This is a genomic window from Streptomyces sp. NPDC088124 (assembly GCF_040685895.1).
Taxonomy (GTDB): Bacteria; Actinomycetota; Actinomycetes; order Streptomycetales; family Streptomycetaceae; genus Streptomyces.
In genome coordinates, this window is sequence record NZ_JBFBJB010000074.1 from 13,500 (window position 1) to 33,278 (window position 19,779).

At 71.1% G+C, this 19,779-nt stretch carries 13 protein-coding genes; 3 read left to right on the forward strand and 10 right to left on the reverse strand.

Features of this window, described 5'->3' with window-relative positions:
* Window positions 1-50 precede the first annotated feature (50 nt).
* The 4 genes from AB0P17_RS38120 to AB0P17_RS38135 all read right to left on the reverse strand — a co-directional run bounded on the left by AB0P17_RS38120 (window position 51) and on the right by AB0P17_RS38135 (window position 5,361).
* Window positions 51-2,018, reverse strand: coding sequence for a beta-L-arabinofuranosidase domain-containing protein (locus AB0P17_RS38120; protein ID WP_365818726.1), 1,968 nt, complete (start codon window positions 2,016-2,018; stop codon window positions 51-53).
* Window positions 2,019-2,109: 91 nt separating this feature from the next.
* Window positions 2,110-2,931 (reverse strand): carbohydrate ABC transporter permease, encoded by an 822-nt coding sequence (locus tag AB0P17_RS38125; RefSeq protein ID WP_365818728.1) that lies wholly within the window; start codon window positions 2,929-2,931, stop codon window positions 2,110-2,112.
* Between the two features lie 29 nt (window positions 2,932-2,960).
* The gene (locus tag AB0P17_RS38130; protein WP_365818730.1) at window positions 2,961-3,926 is read right to left on the reverse strand and encodes a sugar ABC transporter permease; all 966 of its coding nucleotides are present in this window, start codon (window positions 3,924-3,926) and stop codon (window positions 2,961-2,963) included.
* A 115-nt stretch (window positions 3,927-4,041) separates the two neighbouring features.
* On the reverse strand, window positions 4,042-5,361 hold the full coding sequence (locus AB0P17_RS38135) for a sugar ABC transporter substrate-binding protein (RefSeq protein WP_365818732.1): 1,320 nt from the start codon (window positions 5,359-5,361) through the stop codon (window positions 4,042-4,044).
* Between the two features lie 259 nt (window positions 5,362-5,620).
* Here AB0P17_RS38135 and AB0P17_RS38140 point away from each other — a divergent pair, with 259 nt between their 5' ends.
* The 3 genes from AB0P17_RS38140 (at window position 5,621) to AB0P17_RS38150 (ending at window position 11,632) form a co-directional block, all read left to right on the forward strand.
* The gene (locus AB0P17_RS38140; RefSeq protein WP_365818734.1) at window positions 5,621-6,649 is read left to right on the forward strand and encodes a LacI family DNA-binding transcriptional regulator; all 1,029 of its coding nucleotides are present in this window, start codon (window positions 5,621-5,623) and stop codon (window positions 6,647-6,649) included.
* Between the two features lie 165 nt (window positions 6,650-6,814).
* Window positions 6,815-10,105 (forward strand): discoidin domain-containing protein, encoded by a 3,291-nt coding sequence (locus AB0P17_RS38145; RefSeq protein WP_365818736.1) that lies wholly within the window; start codon window positions 6,815-6,817, stop codon window positions 10,103-10,105.
* 24 nt (window positions 10,106-10,129) lie between these two features.
* Window positions 10,130-11,632, forward strand: coding sequence for a family 43 glycosylhydrolase (locus tag AB0P17_RS38150; protein ID WP_365818738.1), 1,503 nt, complete (start codon window positions 10,130-10,132; stop codon window positions 11,630-11,632).
* A gap of 89 nt (window positions 11,633-11,721) precedes the next feature.
* On the opposite strand, the gene AB0P17_RS38155 is transcribed toward AB0P17_RS38150, so the two are convergent.
* The 6 genes from AB0P17_RS38155 to AB0P17_RS38180 all read right to left on the reverse strand — a co-directional run bounded on the left by AB0P17_RS38155 (window position 11,722) and on the right by AB0P17_RS38180 (window position 19,646).
* Window positions 11,722-12,081: a WhiB family transcriptional regulator gene (locus AB0P17_RS38155; RefSeq protein ID WP_365818740.1), complete on the reverse strand. Its 360-nt coding sequence runs from the start codon at window positions 12,079-12,081 to the stop codon at window positions 11,722-11,724.
* 71 nt (window positions 12,082-12,152) lie between these two features.
* Window positions 12,153-14,003 carry a transketolase gene (locus tag AB0P17_RS38160; RefSeq protein WP_365818742.1) on the reverse strand — a complete coding sequence of 617 codons (1,851 nt, stop codon included), beginning with the start codon at window positions 14,001-14,003 and terminating at the stop codon, window positions 12,153-12,155.
* 360 nt (window positions 14,004-14,363) lie between these two features.
* Entirely contained in the window at window positions 14,364-16,187 is a 1,824-nt protein-coding gene (locus AB0P17_RS38165; RefSeq protein ID WP_365818744.1) for a sugar-binding domain-containing protein, read from the reverse strand.
* Between the two features lie 194 nt (window positions 16,188-16,381).
* Entirely contained in the window at window positions 16,382-17,281 is a 900-nt protein-coding gene (locus AB0P17_RS38170) for a carbohydrate ABC transporter permease (RefSeq protein ID WP_365818746.1), read from the reverse strand.
* Window positions 17,282-17,283: 2 nt separating this feature from the next.
* Entirely contained in the window at window positions 17,284-18,243 is a 960-nt protein-coding gene (locus AB0P17_RS38175; protein ID WP_365818748.1) for a sugar ABC transporter permease, read from the reverse strand.
* 23 nt (window positions 18,244-18,266) lie between these two features.
* Window positions 18,267-19,646 carry an extracellular solute-binding protein gene (locus tag AB0P17_RS38180; protein ID WP_365818750.1) on the reverse strand — a complete coding sequence of 460 codons (1,380 nt, stop codon included), beginning with the start codon at window positions 19,644-19,646 and terminating at the stop codon, window positions 18,267-18,269.
* Between the last annotated feature and the right edge of the window lie 133 nt (window positions 19,647-19,779).

Below are 19,779 nucleotides of genomic sequence, written 5' to 3' on the forward strand. Positions count from 1 at the left end.
CCGGGGTCGTGGAGGCCGGCGTCGGCGTATCTACGGGGCCCGGCGTACCGCTACGGGCCCCCCGCGCTGGCACTGTCCGGCTCCGCCGTCGGCAGCCACACCCGCATCGTCGACGGGCCGCGGTTCGCCCAGGAGTGGTACGGCACCAGGACGATCCCCGGGGCCCGCTCGGGGGGAGCGGCGGCTTCGCCGGGCGGGCCGTACGGCCAGGGGGCTTCGGACTCGGACCGCTCCTCCGCCACGGCGAGTTCGCCGGGTACGACGACGGTGCCGTCCGGTCCGTCCTCCGGGTCGGCCGACGGATCCACCCGTACGGCGTCGACCTCCTGTCCGCCGGGCAGGTCCACGGACTCCGCGCAGTACACCAGCGGCCCGCGCTGGACGGCCACGGTGCCGCGCACCGCGTCGACACGCGGGTCGGCTTCGACCCAGCGGGGCGCCACGGGCAGTTCGAGCCGTATCTCGTCACCGGCCCGGAAGGCCCGGGTGACGGTGGCCGTGCCGGGCGCGACGGGACGGCGCGCTCCGTCGGTGTCGACCAGCCACGTGGTGGCGCCCGCCGCCCAGTCGGGGACGCGCAGCGAGAGCGTCCACGGGCGGTCCGCGGAGCGGGTGATCCGCACGGTCACCCGGCCACCGTACGGGTAGTCGGTACGGACCCGCAGCGCGACGGCGCCCCCGCCGGGGAGGGTGGTGGCGATCTCCGCGTCGGCGTACTGGTGCAGTTGGACGCCCCGGTCGTCCGCCGTCGCCAGGTAGGCGGGCAGCAGGGCCAGCGTCCGCGCCACGTTGGTGGGGCAGCAGGACACCGCGAACCAGGGCGCCCGCAGGCTCGACTCGGCGCGCGAGCTCTGGGCGTCCGCGGGCGGCACGGTGCCCCGGGACCGCCGGTGCAGGGTGTTCGCGTAGAAGAAGGCCCGGCCGTCCTCGGACGGGGAGGTCGCGACCACATTGAACAGGGTCCGCTCGGCGAGGTCCGCGTAGCGCGGGTCACCGGTGGCGAGCAGCAGCCGCCAGCCGAGCATCACGGAGGCGACGCCGGCGCAGGTCTCCGCGTAGGCGCGGTCGGGCGGCAGGACGAAGTCGTCGCCGAAGGACTCGTCCCGGTGGTGCGAACCCATGCCGCCGGTCAGATAGGTGCGCCGGGCGACCGTGGTCTCCCACTGCCGTACGACCGCGGCGAGCAGGGCGTCGTCCCCGGTCTCCACGGCCACGTCGACGGCACCGGCCGCCAGGTACAGGGCGCGCACGGCGTGCCCGCGCAGCACGGTGGCGTCGCGGACGGGCAGGTCGTCCTGGAAGTAGGCGCGGCCGAACTCGATGTCGGCGAGCGTGCCGTGGCCGCGCCGGTCGACGAAGAGCGCCGCCTGGTCGAGGTAGCGCTGCTCGCCCGTGGCCCTGGCCAGTTCGACCAGGGCCGTCTCGATCTCGGGGTGTCCGCAGACGCCTTCGATGCCGCCCGGGCCGAAGGTGGCGCAGACGTGATCGGCGGCCCGCCGGGCGGTCTTCGCCAGCTCGCCCTCGCCCCTGGACCGCAGCTGGGCCACCCCCGCCTGGATCAGGTGCCCGTAGCAGTACAGCTCGTGGCCCCATTCGAGATCGCTGTAGCGGGGCCGCTGGCCGGGGCGGCCGAACGCGGTGCCCAGGTAGCCGTCCGGTTCCTGGGCGGCGGCGATGGTCCCGGTGAGCGCGGCGATCTCCGCGTCGAGCGAGGTGCCGTCACCCTCCCCCGCCTGCCAGGCCATGGCTTCGAGGAGCTTGTACACGTCGGAGTCGGCGAACTCGCGGCCGCGCCTGTCCCGGTGGATCCTGCCCTCGACGGCGGCCCGGAAGTTGCCGGTCCAGCCGACGCGTTCCATCCAGTCCCGGCAGTGGCCGAGTGTTGCGGTCGCGTTGATCCGCCGGCGCCGGGCCCAGAACCCCCCGGTGATCCTGACCTCGTCGAGACCGAGCGGCCGCAGCCGGCCCCGGGTCGGCGCCACCGGCAGGACGAGCGACCGCTCCGTGTTCTCCCTCACCAGTTCATGCCTTCGGTACGTCCTTTCGGTGGTCCGGTGGTCCGTGGTCCTATGGTCCGGTCGTCGCGTGAGGTGCGCCCGTCGCGGTGCCTCAGCCCTTGAGCGCGCCGGACATGAAGCCCCGTACGTAATGCCGTTGGAGCAGCAGGAAGAGGAGGAGGCAGGGCACGGCGAGGACCACCACGCCCGCCTCGGTGGCACCGTAGTCGACGGCGCCCATGCTCTGCTGCCGCAGGTTCGCGACGGCCAGTGGCAGGGGCGCCCGCTCGCTGTCCGAGATGAGGATCAGCGGTGCGATGAAGTCGTTCCATGCCGCGAGGAAGGCGAAGAGCCCCACGGTGATCAGCCCGGGGCGTACCGCGGGCAGGAGGATCCGGCGCAGCGCGCCCGCCGTGCCGCAGCCGTCGACGAGCGCCGACTCCTCCAGTTCGCGCGGCACCGCCTCGAAGGAGATCCGCATCATGAAGGTGGCGAAGGGCAGTTGGAACATCGCCAGCACGAGGCTCAGCCCGATCAGCGAGTTCTGCAGGTGGAGTCTGCCGAGCAGCACGTAGAGGGGGATGAGGAGGGTGGCGTACGGGACCATGAGGATGGCGAGCGTCAGCAGGAAGAGCAGGTTCCGGCCCGGGAAGTCGAAGCGGGCGAAGGCGTAGCCGCCCAGCAGCGACACCCCGAGGGTCAGAGCGACGGTCAGCGCCGAGACGACGGTGCTGTTGAGGAGGTAGCGCCAGAGGCCCGCGTCGTAGTCGAGCAGGGTGCGGTAGTTGCCGAGGCCGTAGCCGGACTCCTGCGCGGTGCCCGGCTGGGCGCTGACCGACGCCCAGGCGTTCCACAGCAGGGGAAAGAGGAAGATGACGGCCAGTCCTCCGGCGACGACGTAGTACGGCGTCCGGCCGAGGGCGCGGGTGAGCACGGGGCTGTCCCTCCTTCGGAAGGCGCGGGTCATGATTCGTCGGTGCGGCCCAGGCCGCGGAACTGGGCGACGTTGAGCAGGAGCAGGGCGGCCAGCACGATGATCGAGAGAGCCGCCGCGGTGCCGAGGTCCAGCCGCTGGAACGCCTCGCGGTAGATCAGCTGCACGACGGTGACGGTGCTGTTGTCGGGGCCGCCCTTGGTGAGGACGAAGAACTGGTCGAAGGCGAGCAGTGATCCGGTCACACACAGCAGGAGGGACAGCGCGAGGGACGGCCGGAGCAGCGGGAGGGTGATGGACCGGAAGATCTGGCCGCGGCTCGCGCCGTCCGTCCGTGCCGCCTCGTACACCTCGTGGGGGATGCGCTGGAGGCCCACGAGGAGGATCAGCATGTAGAAGCCGGCGAACTTCCAGACGACGAGGAACACCGTCGACAGCAGGGCGGAGGTCGGGGTGCCGAGGAAGGAGACCGGGTCGTCGGTGAGGCCGAGCCGCTCCGGAAGGCGGCTGAGGGGGCCGGTGGTGGGGCTGTACAGGCCCCAGAACAGCAGGGAGGCGGAGGCCAGTCCGAGGGCGCCGGGCAGGAAGTAGACCGTACGGAGGAAACCGGTGCCGGGGCGGGACTGCTGCACCAGCAGGGCGAGGAGGAGCGCCAGCCCGAGGAGGGCCACCGTGACGATCACGGTGTAGAGGAGGGTGAAGCGGACGGCGGGCCAGAAGAGGGTGCTGCCGGTGACGTCGGTGTAGTTCTCGGGGGCGTTGGCGCCCTGGTCTCCGGCGAGCAGGGGCCAGTCGCTGAGTGACATCTGCCCGACGAGGAGCAGGGGCAGCAGGAAGAAGACCCCGACGAAGAGGGCCGTGGGCGCCGCGTAGCCGAGCCCCTGGACGGTGCGCGAGCGCCACCGGGGCGCGGCGGTGGCGGCTCGGTGGGCCGGGCGCCGCGGTGGGGTCCGGGGCGCGGCGGCCACTCGGTCGGGCGGCGCCTTCACCTGCATGGTGCTCCTCTGCCGGGTGACGTGGGAGACGGGGAAAGGGGCTTCGGGATCTCGGGAGACGTCGGAGGGGGGCGTGCGGGGTCCGGTGCCCGGCGGGCCGGGGCCGGCTGGCTGGTCAGTCCCTCAGTGAGGCGGTGATCGCCTTGTTGTCCTTCGCCACGGACGCCCCGTCGCCGAAGACGGCGTCGCGCATCAGGCTCAGCCAGGGCCCGTTGGGGTCGTTGAAGGTCTGGCCGAACTTCAGGGCGTACGGGGTGCGACCGTCCGCCACCAGCTGGTTGATCAGCACCAGGCGCGGGTCCGCGTCGGAGTGTTTGTTGGACGCCAGATCGGTGCGTGCCACCACGTCCTTGTGCGCGGCGACCACATCGACCTGTGCCTCGTCGCCCAGCGACCAGGCGAGGAAGTTCCAGGCCTGGTCGGCCGAGCGGCTCGTGGCGGAGACGCCGATGGCGTCACCGCCGACGAAGGTGGACCGGCCCCCGTCGGGTCCGGGGATGGGCGCGACGCCGAGGTCCAGGTTCTCGGGCATCAGCCCGAGGGTGGTCGACGGCATGGGCATCACCCCGACCTTGCCCTTGGGGAAGACCCCGGTCCAGGTCGCGCCCGTCTCGTCGCGCGCGCCGGGCGCCACGACGCCGTCCCGTACCCAGCCCCGGTAGGTCTCGTAGACCTTCCGCGCGGTGCCGGAGTCGAGTTTCGCCTCGGTGCCCTCCTTGTCGAGCACCTCCTCTCCACCGGCCCAGATGGACGGCCACCAGGTGAAGACTCCGCAGCCACCGCAGTTGCCGCCGAAGAACGTGCCGTCGACACCGCCGCCCAGTGCGTCCACGGCCCGGGCCTGCCGGTCCCATTCGGCCAGGGTGGCCGGCGGCTTCTCGGGGTCGAGCTTCGCCCGGCGGTAGAGCTCCTTGTTGTAGAAGAGCACCGACAGGTCGAGGGTGTGCGGCACGACGTACTTCCTGCCCTCGTACGTACCGGCCTTGATGTGCGACTGCGCCAGGCGGTCGGCGAAGGGCAGGGCGTCGATGCGTTCGGTGAGGTCGGCGAAGAGCCGGCTGGAGGTGTAGTTCGGGACGAACACCACGTCGGAGGCGAAGAGGTCGGGGAGGTCGCGGGACCCGGCGGCCGCACCGACCTTGGCCTGGTAGTCGTCGGTGGGGACGACGGTGAGTTCGATCTTGTTCTTGTGGTGTGCGTTGTACGCCTTCACCAGGGCCTCGCTCTGCGGCCGGGTCGCCGCGCGCGTCCACATCGTCAGTGTGGTGCCGTCGTCGACACCCCGGGCACGCGCCGCCGCCCCGCCCTGTCCGCCGCCGCCCGAACCGCCGTCCCCCGAACCGCATGCCGCGAGCAGGCCGACGGTGGCAAGCAGGGCGACGCCACCGGTGGCGAGGCGGCGTAAGAGGTCGCGCGGTCCGGCCGTACTCCCCATGACGATCCCCCTTGGGTGGCGGCCCCGGCCCGTGGGCGGGCCGCCGGTCGGGACGACGGATGTGGTGGCACTGAACTCGACAGAAATGAACCGAAAAGGCTTTCAGCAAGCTAGAACCCGGTGCACTGCCCGTCAATCCCCTTGCACGGAACGGCTGTCCGGCCGCCCCCGAAAGCCACGGATACGCCCTGGACCCACCCGGGCCGAAAGCTTCTCGCGTACGGTTTCCTCCACGCGACGCGAAAACAGGAGAACGTCCATGTCACAGGCCACCGGCCCCGCTCGTTCCCACCCGGCCCGGCTCAGCGATGTCGCCCGGCTGGCAGGCGTGTCCGTCGCCACCGCGTCCAAGGCGCTCAACGGCCGCAGTCAGGTGCGTGCCGAGACGCGGCAGCGGGTGATCGAGGCGGCGGAGCGGCTGTCGTTCCGGCCCAACCAGCTGGCCCGCGGGCTGCTCGCCGGGCGGACGGGCACCGTCGGCCTGCTCACCAGCGACCTGGAGGGCCGGTTCAGCATCCCGATCCTCATGGGCGCCGAGGACGCCTTCGGGGCGGGCGAGGTCGCGGTCTTCCTCTGTGACGCCCGTGGCGACGCGATCCGGGAGCAGCACCACGTCCGCGCGCTGCTCGGGCGCCGGGTCGACGGCCTCATCGTGGTGGGCAGCAGGACCGACCCCCGTCCGTCGCTCGGCCGGGAGCTGCCCGTGCCCGTCGTCCACGCGTACGCGCCCTCGGACGATCCGGCGGACCTGTCCATCGTGCCCGACAACGTGGACGCCGGCCGGATCGCGGTGGAGCACCTGCTCGCCTGCGGCCGTACCCGGATCGCGCACATCACCGGCGACCCCGGGTACCTCGCGGCGCGGGACCGGGCCGAGGGGGCCGCGGCCGCGCTCGCCGGCGCCGGCCTCGCCCTGGTGGGCGAGGCGCGGTACGGGGCCTGGTCGGAGGGGTGGGGGCGGGCGGCCACCGCGCTGCTCCTCGACCGGCACCCCGACGTGGACGCGGTGCTGTGCGGCAGCGACCAGATCGCCCGCGGCGTCATGGACGTGCTGCGCGAGCGCGGCCTGCGGGTGCCGGAGGAGGTGGCGGTCATGGGCTTCGACAACTGGCAGGTTCTGACGGCCTCGTCGCGTCCGCCGCTGACGAGCGTCGACATGAACCTCGAACAGGTCGGCCGGGCCGCGGCGCACGCCCTGTTCACCGCGATCTCCGGGGCCCGGCGCTCGGGGATCGAGGCCCTGCCCTGCCGGGTGGTGATCAGGGGGTCGACGGCGCCGTTGTCCTGAACGGCGCGGTTCGCCGTACCGGTACTCCGCCGCCTCCCTTGACACGCCATCAGCTCGCTCCTACGTTGCGAAAACCTTTCAGGTACGTTTTCCGCACTCCTCGGGTCAGGAACGCCGGCGCCATCGCGAGCACATGCTTGTTGTCAACTGGACACGGAGCATCCGATGAGAAGACCGCACGTCCACCGGGCACGACGCCTGCGCACGAGGGGTTTCCTCGTCGCACTGGTGCTCAGTGTCTGTTCCGTCGTCACCGCGCCCCCGGCCATCGCGGCGCAGACGATCGGATTCCCCACCTTCAACGGGCCCGCGATCCCGGCCCCGCCCGTCGCCCACACGCCCGGCGACATGATGCGGGCCATGTACGACGCGGAGAGCTCGGGAACCGACTTCTGGATGGACCGGCTGCTGGCCCGCTCGGGCGACGACCCGGCCGGTCCCTGGCTGATGAGCCGCGGGCGCGCGCTCTTCATGAAGACCCACAACCCCGCCGTACTCGGCTTCGGGGGGAACGTCGCGTACTGGGAGGGCATCGGCAACCAGAACGCCTACAGCGTCGCGATCACCCCCGGCACCTTCACCGAGCAGATCTCCCAGCGCCGGCAGACGCCCAGCCACTGGAAGAGTGTGCACACCAGCGGCTCGGTCTCGGTCGACCAGACGAAGTTCATCACCGACAACAACGTCGCCGTGACCAACCTGTCGATCAGGAACAACGGCAGCGCCGCCACCACACTGCAGTTGCGGGCCGTCTCCCCGTACGCCACCACGGGCACCGGCGGTGAGCTGACCGGGCAGGTCAACGCCTACAACAACCTGACCACGATCCGCCCGCGGCTCACCGGCGACGGTTTCACCGCCTCCGGCGGCGGCCTGAACCGCTCCGTGACGATCGCGGCCGGGGCCACCGTCACCGCCAAGGTGGTGATGGGCTTCGTCACCGACGAGATCCCCGAGTCGCTCACCGAGTACACCGCCTACGCGGGCTACTCCAACGCCACCGCGTTCGCCACCCACGTCCGGGCGTACAACCTGTGGTGGGCGCAGAACGTGCCCTACATCGACGTGCCGGAGCCCGCGATCAAGAAGAACATCTACTACCGCTGGTGGCTGATGCGCTTCAACAATCTGGACGCGGACATCCCGGGGCAGACCTTCCAGTTCCCCACCTCGACGGAAGGCGTCCTCGGCTACAACAACGCGATCGCGCTCACCCAGCCCATGCACATCGACGATCTCAAGTATCTGCGCAACCCGGCCTACGCGTACGGGGACTGGCTCAGCGTCGGCCAGACGTCCAAGGGCGGCCGCTTCCTCGACAACCCGGGCGACCCGGAGAACTGGTCCAACAGCTACACCCAGTACATCGCCGAGGCTGCGTGGAAGAGCTACCAGATCCACGGCGGCCAGCCCGCGATCGCCGGCAGCCTCGCCCGGTACGCGGAGGGCGACGTCAAGGGCCAGCTCGCCTACTACGACCACGACAACAACAAGCTGATCGAGTACGACTGGGGCGCACTGACCGGCAACGACGCCGACGCGGTCTCCTTCCACTGGAAGCCCGGGAACATGGACCGCGCGGAGTCCGCCTACCAGTACAGCGGCGCGCTCGCCGCCGCGCAGGCGTACGAGGCGACCGGCAACACCGCCAAGGCCAACGAGATGCGCACGCTGGCGGGGCAGATCAAGGACGCCATCGTCAACGTGCTGTGGAACCCGAACCGGCAGCTGTTCGAGCACCGGCTCAAGTCGACCAACGAGTGGGTGCCCTGGAAGGAGATCAACAACTACTACCCGTTCTCGGTCGGCGCCGTCCCCAACACCGCGACGTACCGGCAGGCCCTGCGCCTCTACGACGACCCGGCCCAGTACCCCGTCTTCCCCTTCTACACGGCCAACCAGGCTGACAAGAAGGCGGCGGCGGACGCCGGCAGCCCGGGCTCCAACAACTTCTCGACCATCAACTCCACCGTGCAGTTCCGGCTGTACTCCTCCGTGCTGCGCAACTACCCCAACTCCTGGATGAACGCGACCGACTACAAGAAGCTGCTCTACTGGAACACCTGGGCGCAGTACGTCGGCGGCAACACCCAGTGGCCCGACGCCAACGAGTTCTGGGCCGACTGGAACGGCACCGGGATCGACTACCGCTCCTGGATCCACCACAACATCCTCGGCAGCAGCAACTGGACCGTGATCGAGGACGTGGCCGGACTGCGGCCGCGCAACGACGCCAAGGTCGAACTCTCCCCGATCGACATCGGCTGGAGTCACTTCACCGTCAACAACCTCCGCTACCGGGGCGCCGACCTCTCCGTCGTCTGGGACGACCCGGCCGACGGTGTGGTGCGCTACCCCGGCATCCCGGAGGGTTACTCGATCTTCGTCAACGGCAACCGGGTCGCCACCGTCAGCTCCCTGGTGCCCCTCACCTGGGACCCGGCCACCGGTGACGTCACCACGAGCGGCACGGTCACCCACCACACGTCCGTCCCCGGGCTCAAGGCCCCCAACCAGGTGGTGCAGAACAGTCCCCGGATGGTCGACATGCTCGCCAAGGCCGGCGTCGACCTGACCGCGGATCTGCCCAACCTGGCCTCCGGGGCGAGCGTCTCCGCCTCGTACACCGGGTCCGGGAGCAATGTCTCCGGCGCGGTCGACGGGTATCCCACCAACGAGCCGTTCTGGGGCGCGGGCTCCTCCCCCAACAGCCAGGACTGGTACGAGCTGAACTTCGGCGCCGCGCGCACCCTCGACGAGGTGCGCCTGTACTTCAAGGACAGCCGCCCGGCGAGCACCGTCTACCGGGCCCCGTCCGCCTACACCGTCCAGTACTACGACGGCAGTTCCTGGGTGACGGTGCCCGGCCAGACCAGGAGTCCGGCCGCGCCGCGGGCCAACTACAACCTGGTGCGGTTCCCGGCGATCAGCGCCCAGCGCGTCCGGGTCCTGGCCACCCACGCCTCCGGGGCCAGGACGGGCCTCACCGAGGTCAAGGTCCACAACAGGGGCGGGGTCCAGCCGCCGGCCAACCTGGCGGCGTCCGCGACGGCGTCGGCCTCGTACACCTCCCCGTGGGAGAGCGTCGCCGCCGTCAACGACGGGATCGACCCGCCGTCGTCCGACGACAGTGTGAACCCGCGCTGGGGAACCTGGCCGGAGACCGGGGAGCAGTGGGCCGAGCTGACCTGGCCGTCGGCCAGAACCGTCGGCAAGGCCGAGGTGTACTTCTTCGACGACGACCAGGGCATCGACATGCCCGCCTCGTGGAAGCTGCAGTACTGGAACGGCGGCGCCTACGCCGACGTGCCCGGTGCGAGCGGCTATCCACTGGCCAGGAACCAGTACAACACCGTCACGTTCACCGCCATCGACACCACACGACTACGGGTGGTGCTCACCGCCAACGGCACGAACTCCGTCGGACTCCTCGAAGCGAAGGTGTACGGGCCCTGACCGACCGATGAAGGATGTGCACCAGTGACCCGCTCCAGATGTCTCTCCGTGCTTGTGGCCGTACTCACCGGGGTGGTCGCCTTCCTGGTGGCGCCACCCGTCTCCGCCGCCACCGCCGCCACCGCCTTCACCTCGACCGGGGTGAACCAGAATGGCGGCAACTGCCTGGACCTGCCCGGCGGTTCGACAGCCAACGGCACGCAGTTGCGCGCGTTCACCTGCGGTGCCGGAGCCGGCCAGAACTTCGGCTTCACCCCGGTCGCCGGGACGGCCGACACGTACACGATCAGCACGCCGTCCGGCCAGTGCGCCGATGTCTCCGGCGCGTCCACCGCCGACAACGGCGCGGTCATCCAGTGGCCCTGCCACGGCGCGGCGAACCAGCAGTGGCGCCTCGTGCCGGTGGCGGTGGGCGGCACCGACCGGACCTTCAACCTGGTCTCCGTCAGCTCGGGCAAGTGTGTCACCCCGAGCGGCGGCGCGTCGGCCTCCAACACCGGCCTCGTGCAGTTGCCGTGCGCCACCGCGAACGGCAGGGTGTGGCGACTGCCCGGCTTCCCCGGGGGCGGTACGGGCACGCGTACCTTCACCAACCCGCTCGCCCAGCGCGGGCCCGACCCCTGGCTCACGTACTACGACGGGTACTACTACCTCGCCACCACGACCTGGAACTCGACTGTCACCATGCGCAAGGCGAGCACCCTGGCGGGTCTCGCCACCGCCACCGAGCAGGTGGTCTTCAACCTCACCCGACCCAACGGCGCCGGCACCATGTGGGCGCCGGAGTTCCATCTGCTCGACGGCCCCAACGGAAAGCGGTGGTACTTCTACTACACGGCCGGGCGGGAGCCGTACGACCTGGGCACCCAGCGGATCCATGTGCTGGAGAGCGCCGGGCTCGACCCGATGGGGCCCTACAGCTTCAAGGCCGACCTGCTCGACCCGACCCAGGACAACACCTGGGAGCTGGACCCGGGCATCCTGCAACTCGACGGCAAGCTCTACCTCCTGGGCACCTTCTACAACGGCTCGCAGCCGATGTTCATCCGGCCGCTGTCGAACCCGTGGACGGCGAGCGGCACCCGCCGGGTGCTCTCCACGCCGACCTACGGCTGGGAGACGGTGGGCGGCGCGGTCAACGAGGGCGCGGAGGTCCTCCAGCGGGGCGGCAGAACGTTCATCGTCTACTCCGCCAGTCACTGTTCGACACCCGACTACAAGCTGGGGATGCTGACCTACAACGGTGGTGACCCGCTCAACTCGTCCTCCTGGGTCAAGTCACCGAACCCGGTCTTCCAGCGGTCCAACGCCAACGGTGTGTACGGCCCCGGTCACAACGGCTTCTTCAAGTCGCCCGACGGGACCGAGGACTGGATGGTGTACCACGCCAACAGCTCCGCGGGCGGAGGCTGCGACATGAACCGCTCCACCAGGGCACAGAAGTTCACGTGGAACGCCGACGGCACACCCAACTTCGGCACCCCGGTCGCCCTGGGAGTCACCCTGCCGGCGCCGTCCGGGGAATAGCGGGACCGTCACGGCCTGCCGTGGCGTGCCGTCCCTTCCGGCCGGCTCCCGTCCTGGGACGGCCACCGCCGCTGGCGGTGACCGCCGTCTCAGGACGGCGAGTTCGGCCGGGGGCCGCGGGCCCGTGACTCCCCGCGCACCGGTCGGCTCCGCGGGCTCCGGCGCCGGTCGGCGCGACGGCGCAGCCGCCTGCGCTCCGCCTCGTCCGTACCGCCCCACACCCCGGTGGTGCGCTCGGTGTTCAGCGCCCACGCGAGGCACTGGCTCTCCACCGGACAGGTGTGGCACACCTGCTTGGCACGTTCCACCTGCTCGACGGCGGGCCCGGACTCCCCCACGGGGAAGAACAGCTCCGGGTCGGCGTCGGCGCAGGCCGCGTGCCGCAGCCAAGCCCAGGTGTCCCCGTCCTGGCCGGTGTCCTGTTGTGCCGTGCTCGGCAGCGCGCTCATGGGGTCCTCTCTCCTCCGCTCCCATTCCTGGACACCGGTTCGAGTACCCCGTGGCTCGCCGCGAAACAGGGTCAGACCATGACCTTTTCCGACAGCAGCCGCACCGTCGCGGCCACCGACTCCGCGTCGATCCCCGCGGAGCTCAGCTGCTCCCCGGCCGTCGCGGATCCGGGCAGGTTCCCGACCGCCAGGCGTACGAGGCGCCTCGGCGCGGGGCGGCCGTCCGAGAACACCTCGGCCACCGCGTCCCCGATCCCGCCCTCCGGGTGATGGTCCTCCACCGTGATCAGACAGCCCGTGTCGTCCGCCGCCGCCTGGAGGGCCGCCTCGTCCGCGGGCTTGACCGAGTAGAGGTCGATGACGCGGACGGGGATGCCCTCACCGGCGAGGGCGTCCGCCGCCGCGAGGCACTCGTGGACGGTGGTGCCGGCGCCGATCAGTGTCACGCGGTCCCCGTCGGAACGGCGCAGTGTCCTGCTGCCGCCGATGGGGAACTGCTCGTCCGGTCCGTAGACGACCGGTGTCTTTCCCCGGAGCGTGCGCAGATAGCGGACGCCGGACAGTCCGTACGTGGCTTCCACCAGCCGCGCCGTCTGGTTGGCGTCGCAGGGGTGGAGCACCGTACTGCCGTGCACGGCGCGGAACATGGCGAGGTCCTCCAGGCCCATCTGGGAGGGGCCGTCCTGTCCGATCGCCACGCCGGCGTGGGAGCCCACGACGGTGATCGAGGCCCGGCTGACGGCCGCCATGCGGAGGAAGTCGTGCGCGCGGGTGAGGAAGGCGGCGAAGGTGGAGGCGTACGGCGCGAGGCCCAGTGCCTGCATGCCGACGGCGGCCCCCACGAGCTGCTGTTCGGCGATGTAGCACTCGAAGAACCGCTCGGGGTGCTCCTTGGCGAAGAACTCCACGCGGGTGGAGTCGCTCACCTCGCCGTCGAGGGCGACGACGTCCTCGCGGGCCGTTCCGAGGGCGGCGAGCGCCCTGCCGTACGCGTCCCGGGTGGCGACCTCGTCGCCCACGGCGTAGCGCGGCAGCTGCACGGGTCCGGTCCGCGGCGCGGTGCGGGCGGCCCTGTCCGGCGCGGTGGGCCGGGCCACCGGCACCCGGACGGAGCGGCGCCCGCCCAGCTCCTCGATCGCGCTCCTGGCGTCCGGCAGCGGCTTGCCGTGCATGCCCTCGCGGTCCTCTACGGAGTGCACGCCGCGCCCCTTGCGGGTGCCCGCGATGATGGCGGTCGGCTGGCGCGGGGTGGACTTCGCCTCGTTGAAGGCGGCGTCCACGGCGTCCATGTCGTGGCCGTCGATCTCGACGGTGTGCCAGCCGAACGCGCGCAGCCTGCGGCCGTACGCGTCCAGGTCCCGCTGGTGGCGGGTGGGTCCCCGCTGTCCCAGCCGGTTGACGTCGAGGACGAGGGTGACGGAGTCGAGGTGCTGGTCCCCGGCGTGTTCGACGGCCTCCCACACGGAGCCCTCGGCCATCTCGCTGTCGCCGGAGAGTACCCACACGTGGTAGGGGGTGTGGCGGAGCCGCTGTCCGGCGAGCGCCATGCCGACGCCGACGGGCAGCCCCTGGCCCAGGGAGCCGGTGGCGACGTCGACCCAGGGGAGCCGCGGGGTGGGGTGGCCTTCGAGCCGGCTGCCCAGGGTCCGGTAGGTGAGGAACTCCTCCTCGTCGATCGCGCCCGCCGCCAGGTACATGGAGTAGAGCAGCGGCGACGCGTGGCCCTTGGAGAAGATCAGCCGGTCGTTGCCCGGGTGCTCGGGGTGGTCGAAGTCGTAGTGCAGGTGGTTGGCGAGCAGGGCCGCCATGAGATCCGCCGCGGACATCGAGGAGGTGGGGTGTCCGGAGCCCGCCGCATCGGCGACGCGCACCGAGTCGACCCGCAACTGCTGGGCCAGTTCGGTGAGTTGTTCGCTGTTCATGTCGCTCCTTCCGTAGCGTGCCGGAAGGCCCTCCCGATCGTGGCGCTCGCGTCCGGCTCCGGAGGGCGAAAAATCGGGTCGTACCGGTCACAGGTCACGTGCCCGGAGGCAGCGCCGACAAACACCGCCCGCCCGCTCCCGGTGTGCGGCTCCCGCTGTGACGTGGCGTTTCACCTGCCATTTGACACCGAAGCGAGTGGTGGGAGGGTGGACACCGGGAAGGACATGAGCGCCGACGCCGAGCGGGGGCGAGACGCGGTCCGCGTCACCGCTGTACATCGATGTATACCGGGTCCGTCGGGGCCCACGCCCCGGGGGCCCGGGTCCCGCCGTGCGGGTCCGGGCCCCCGGGGCTCCCGCCTACCGCGGGTCGCCCTCCTCGATGGCGGCGGGACGGGTCTGCGCGGCGCGGATCCGCTCGATGTCCAGCTTGGTGCCGCGGTCGAAGCGGTAGACGCCGTTGCGTTCCTGGAAGACGTCGGTGAGCTGGGTGTAGCAGTAGCCGAACATGGCGGGGTCGTCGAGCAGGACGCCCGTGAGCCCGGCGAACCGCGCGTGGAACTCCTCCTCGTCACACACCCGTTCGCCGTATCCCCAGGACTCCGTCCGGTCCTCGCCGGACTCGGCGGCGGCAGCGGCCGGGTCCCACCAGATCCCGCCGAACTCGCTGACGAAGTAGGGCTGGCCGCGGTACGGCACGGAGTACGCGGCGCCGTTCTCGTAGGCGTTGACGAATGGTTCGTCCTTGGCCAGGCCGGACATCTGGCGCCGGAACGCCGCCGGGTCCTGTTCGTAGCTGTGGGAGTCGTAGATGTCGGTCTCGGTGACGCGGTGGGCGTATCCGGAAGCGTCGACGACCGGCCTGGTCGTGTCCATCGCCTTGGTGGCCAGGTACATCGCCCGGGTCACGGCGTCGAGTTGAGTGATGCGGTCGTGCAGCTTCTGGTACGTCTCGTTCAGCGGGCACCATCCGATGATCGAGGGGTGCGAGTAGTCGCGTTCCAGCGCTTCGAGCCACTGGGCGGTGTACGAGGCGTCCGGCCGCTGGTTGTCGCCCGACGAGCCGCCGGTCTCGCAGCCCCAGTCGCCGAACTCCCCCCAGACCAGGTAGCCGAGACGGTCCGCGTGGTGGAGGAAGCGCTCCTCGAAGACCTTCTGGTGCAGGCGCGCGCCGTTGAAGCCGGCCGCCATGGCGATCTCGATGTCATGGATCAGGGCCTCGTCGGTCGGCGCGGTCATCAGACCGTCCGGGTACCAGCCCTGGTCGAGCACCAGCCGCTGGAAGACGGGGCGCCCGTTGAGGGTGACGGCCTTTCCCTGGATGCCGACGGCACGGAGACCGGCGTAGCTCGCCGCGCTGTCGGTCACCCGGCCCGACGCGTCGAGGAGTTCGATGCGCAGGTCGTACAGGTGCGGGTCCCGCGGACCCCACTCGCGCCGGCGCTCCTCGGGGACCGGGAGGTGCAGGCGCGGCGCGAGGTCGAGGTCGGCGCGGACCTCCGCGCGGCAGACCTCGCCGGCGGCGTCGGAGAGCACGGCGCGCGCCCGGTACCCGGGACGGTTGCCGGAGAGGGGCAGTTCCAGGTGGAAGGCCGATCCGGCCAGATCGGGCGTGATCCGGGGACGTCGCAGATGAAGGTCGGGGACCGGCTCCAGCCACACGGTCTGCCAGATGCCGGTGACCCGGGTGTAGTTGCAGTCGTGGTTGGCGTACTGGACGGCCTGCTTGCCGCGGGCCTGCGGACCGGACCTCGGGTCGCGGGCGCGGACGGTGAGGGTGACCTCGTCGCCGGGGCCGGCCACGTCACCGAGGTCGGCGGTGAACGGGGTGAACCCACCGCGGTGACGGGCCACTTCGGTGCCGTTGGCCCACACAGTGGTGTCGTGGTCGACGGCGCCGAAGTGCAGCAGCACCCGGCGTCCGGCCCACTCGGAGGGCAGGGTGAGCACCCGCCGGTACCAGACGGCCTCCAGGAAGTCGGTGTCACCGATGCCGGACAGCTCCGACTCCGGCGGGAAGGGGACGAGGATCTCACCGGTCAGGGCACGGTCCAGAAGGCCCCGCTCCAGACCGCTGTCCCCCCGGTCGGTCTCGAACTGCCAGGTGCCGTTGAGGTTGAGCCAGTCGTCACGGACGAACTGCGGTCGCGGGTACTCCGGGCGCGGTACGGAGGGAGTGGGCACACGTGCTCCAGTCGGTGTGAGGGCGGGCGGCGCGGTGACCGGACCCATGGTTATACATCGTTGTAAACATGTCCCGGGAAGTCGCCCTTGACGCATCGGGACGAGGAGGGAGGAGGCGGCGCCCCCGGAGGCCCGGGCCGGGGATCGAGGCCGGGGCCGGGACCGGGATCGGGAACCGCTGCCGGGAGACGGGGTCAGGCGCCGCCGAGACCCGTGGTGGCCACCGATCTGACGATGCGCCGCTGGAAGAGGAGGAACACGACGATCAGGGGAAGCGAGGCGAGCAGCGCGGAGGCCATGGACTGGGAATACACGATGCCGAAGGAGTCCTTGACCGTGGCCAGCCCCACCGGCAGGGTCATGAGGCCGGGGTCGTTGGTCACGATGAACGGCCACATGAAGTTGTTCCAGGCGCCGATGAAGACGAAGATCGCGACGGCGGCCACGATGGGCCGGGAGAGCGGCAGCACGACCGAGAAGAAGACCCGCGCCTCGGACGCGCCGTCGATCCGGGCCGCGTCCTCCAGCTCCCGGGGCAGGGCCTCGAAGAACCGTTTGAGGATGAACACCATCATCGGCGCCACCACTTGGGGCAGCACGATCGCCGCGTACGTGTCCACCAGGTTGAACAGCAGCATCTGCTCGAAGAGGGGGACGACGAGCAGCTGCGGCGGCACCATGATGGCGGCGACGGTGACGGCCAGCAGGACCCGGCGTCCGCGGAACGTGCCGCGGGCGAACCCGTACGCGGCGAGCGTGGAGACGGCCACGGTGATCAGCGTGACCAGACCGGCCACGAGGAAGCTGTTGAAGGCCCAGGTCAGTACGTTTCCGCGGCTCAGGATCTGCCGGTAGGACTCCAGGGTGAGGGCGCCCTTGAACGGGGACAGGCCCGGCGTCGACACGTCCTGTTCGCTCTGGAGGGAGGTGGCGACGGCCCACAGGAGCGGCAGCAGCCAGACGGCCGCCAGCGCGGCCAGCGCGGTTCCGGCCAGGGCGCGCGGCAGCCGCCCCGGGCCGAGGAGCATCGGCGAGCCGCCGGCCTCGCGGGGTGCGCGGCGCCGCGGGCGCACGGGAGTTGCGGTAGCGGACACGGTCAGTCCTCCTGGCGGAAGAAGCGGAGCTGCGCGAGGGATATGACGATCACCAGCGCGAAGAAGACATAGGAGACGGCCGAGGCGTAGCCCAGCCGGTAGCCGCTGAACCCGACGTCGTAGATGTACTCCAGGATGGGGCGGGTGGAGCCGTTGGGGCCGCCGTTGGTCATGATGTAGATCTGGTCGAAGACCTTGAGCGAGGCCAGGATCTGGAGCATGCCCACCATCACGGTGGTCCTTCGCAGTTGGGGCAGGGTGATGGACCACAGCCGGCGCCAGGCGCCCGCGCCGTCGAGCGCGGCGGCCTCGTCGAGGGTCTCCGGCAGTCCCTGGAGGGCGGCCAGGTAGAGCAGGAAGTTGAAGCCGACCGTCCACCAGACGGTCAGGGCGGCGATGGACCACATGGCGACCGCCTCGTCGGAGAGCCAGCCGACGGGCTCCAGGCCGAGGGCGCCGAGCAGTTGGTTGGCGAAGCCGATGTCCGGCTGGTAGAGCCAGGTCCAGATGAGGGTCACCACGGTGACGGGCAGGAGGTACGGCGCGAAGAACGCGAGGCGCCACGCCCACTGTCCGGCCAGCCCGCTGTGCACCAGCAGCGCCATCGCGAGGGCGACCAGCACCAGGGGGACGCACGAGATGAGGGTGAAGAAGACCGTGTTGCCCAGGCTGCTCCAGACGTCCGGGTCACCGAACGCCTCGGCGTAGTTGGCCAATCCGACGAAGGACGTGTCGCGCAGCGCGAGCGAGCTGTCGGTGAGGCTCGTCCACAGGCCATGGACGACGGGCCAGACCAGGAAGAGGAGAAAGAGCACCAGGAAGGGGAGGACGAAGAGCAGGCCGTTGTTCCGGCCGGTGGCCCCCTTGTCGCGGAGGCGGAGGCGAAGGCGGCCGCGCGGGGCGGTGGACGGGGGCGGCGTGCCGGTGGGCACGGCGGCACCGGTGGGTGCGGTGGTGGTCACGTCTGTAGCTCCTTGTGCTGCGGTCAGGCCACCGGGTTGGGCTGCCGGAGCAGCGTGTCCGCCTCGCGGACCATCTGCCGTACGGCCTTCTCGGCCGAGGTGTTGCGGAGCAGCGCCGACTGGAGCGGCTGGCACATGCGGTTCTGGAAGTTGGAGGCGGCTCCGGCGAACCAGTTCGGCGGATCGAGCACCGCCACCTCGCCGGCGTCCGCGTACGACGACTGGGGTGTGAGCTTCGCGTATGCGGGTCGGGCCAGTACGGGCTGGTACGCGGGGATGTGCCCGGCGCTCGCCCAGGTGAGGCTCTCCTTGACCATCTGCGCCACGTACCGGTGCGCCTCGCGCCGCCGCGCGGGGTCGGGGTCGGCCTGGCGCGGCAGGACGAAGCTGTGGGAGTCGGTGTAGACGGCGGGCCGTTCGAAGACCTGCGGGAAGGGCGCGGCGCCCAGCGGGATCCCGGACTTCCGCAGGGTCGGCAGCTCCCACTCGCCGAGCATGGCCATACCGCCGCGGCGGTCGAGGAACGCGGCCATCGCACCGTAGTAGTCGAGGTCGTTGGGGTTGGTCCTGCCGTCGAAGAGCCGCTGCATGAACGAGACGACCCGCACGGCGGCGTCCACGTCGATCTCGGGCGGGCCGCCCTCGGGCAGGGTGAACTCGGCGCCCGTCTGGGCGTAGAAGGCCGCGAACTGCCGCCAGCACTGCGTGGTGTCGGTGACATGGCCGAAGAGAATGCCCGAACCGCCGGTGGCCTCGGCGAGCGCCTTCCCCGCGTCCAGCAGCGCCTCGGGGGAACCCATCGGGGCGAGTTCGCCCGAGGGGTCGAGGAGTCCGGCCCGGTCGGCAGCGTCGCGGTCGTAGAAGACGATGAAGGGGTGGATGTCCAGCGGGACCGCGTAGACGGTTTCCTCGTGCTGTGTGCGCTTCCAGACGGCCGGGGTGAAGTCGGCCTCGCCGCAGCCGAATTCGGCGAGCAGATCCAGGTCGAAGGGGTCCAGCAGACCGCCTGGGGCGTATCCGGCCAGCCGCGAGAGGTGGAGCACGGCCACGTCGGAGGCGCGGCCTCCGGCGGCCGACATGGCGAGCTTGGTGTAGTAGGACGGCCCCCAGTCCAGGATGGTGCGGTCGACGGTGAAGCCGTCGCGGGCGGAGGACACGGCCTTGATCATGTCGTCCATCAGCATGCCGTCCCCGCCCTGGAAGAGGTCCCAGACGCGCAGGGCCGAGGCGTCCGCCGAGGCGGCGGGTGAGGCGCAGCCGGTCAGCGCGGCGGAGCCGAGCAGCGCGGCGCCGGCCCCGGCCAGGCCGTAGCGCAGGAGCCCCCGGCGGCTCGGGCCGCCCGGCGGCGTCGGGGGCGTGAACGCGGGCCGGGGCCCCGGGGCGGGTGGGGAAGAAGAAGTCATCGCGGACCTTTCGACAGCCGGTCGGCTGCGCCGTTGACGGCGGCCACCGGTGCGGTGCCATGTTTTTACATCGATGTACAACGGCTGTAAAGAGCTGTGGCACTGCCCGTTGCACGACGGGCCCGCCGGACCG

What these genes read in the sequence shown, in the direction of transcription:
- AB0P17_RS38130 (WP_365818730.1), bottom strand. Translation starts at nt 3,926, where the DNA reads ATGCAGGTGAAGGCGCCGCCCGACCGAGTGGCCGCCGCGCCCCGGACC.
- AB0P17_RS38135 (WP_365818732.1), bottom strand. Translation starts at nt 5,361, where the DNA reads ATGGGGAGTACGGCCGGACCGCGCGACCTCTTACGCCGCCTCGCCACC.
- AB0P17_RS38140 (WP_365818734.1), top strand. Translation starts at nt 5,621, where the DNA reads ATGTCACAGGCCACCGGCCCCGCTCGTTCCCACCCGGCCCGGCTCAGC.
- AB0P17_RS38145 (WP_365818736.1), top strand. Translation starts at nt 6,815, where the DNA reads ATGAGAAGACCGCACGTCCACCGGGCACGACGCCTGCGCACGAGGGGT.
- AB0P17_RS38155 (WP_365818740.1), bottom strand. Translation starts at nt 12,081, where the DNA reads ATGAGCGCGCTGCCGAGCACGGCACAACAGGACACCGGCCAGGACGGG.
- AB0P17_RS38160 (WP_365818742.1), bottom strand. Translation starts at nt 14,003, where the DNA reads ATGAACAGCGAACAACTCACCGAACTGGCCCAGCAGTTGCGGGTCGAC.
- AB0P17_RS38180 (WP_365818750.1), bottom strand. Translation starts at nt 19,646, where the DNA reads ATGACTTCTTCTTCCCCACCCGCCCCGGGGCCCCGGCCCGCGTTCACG.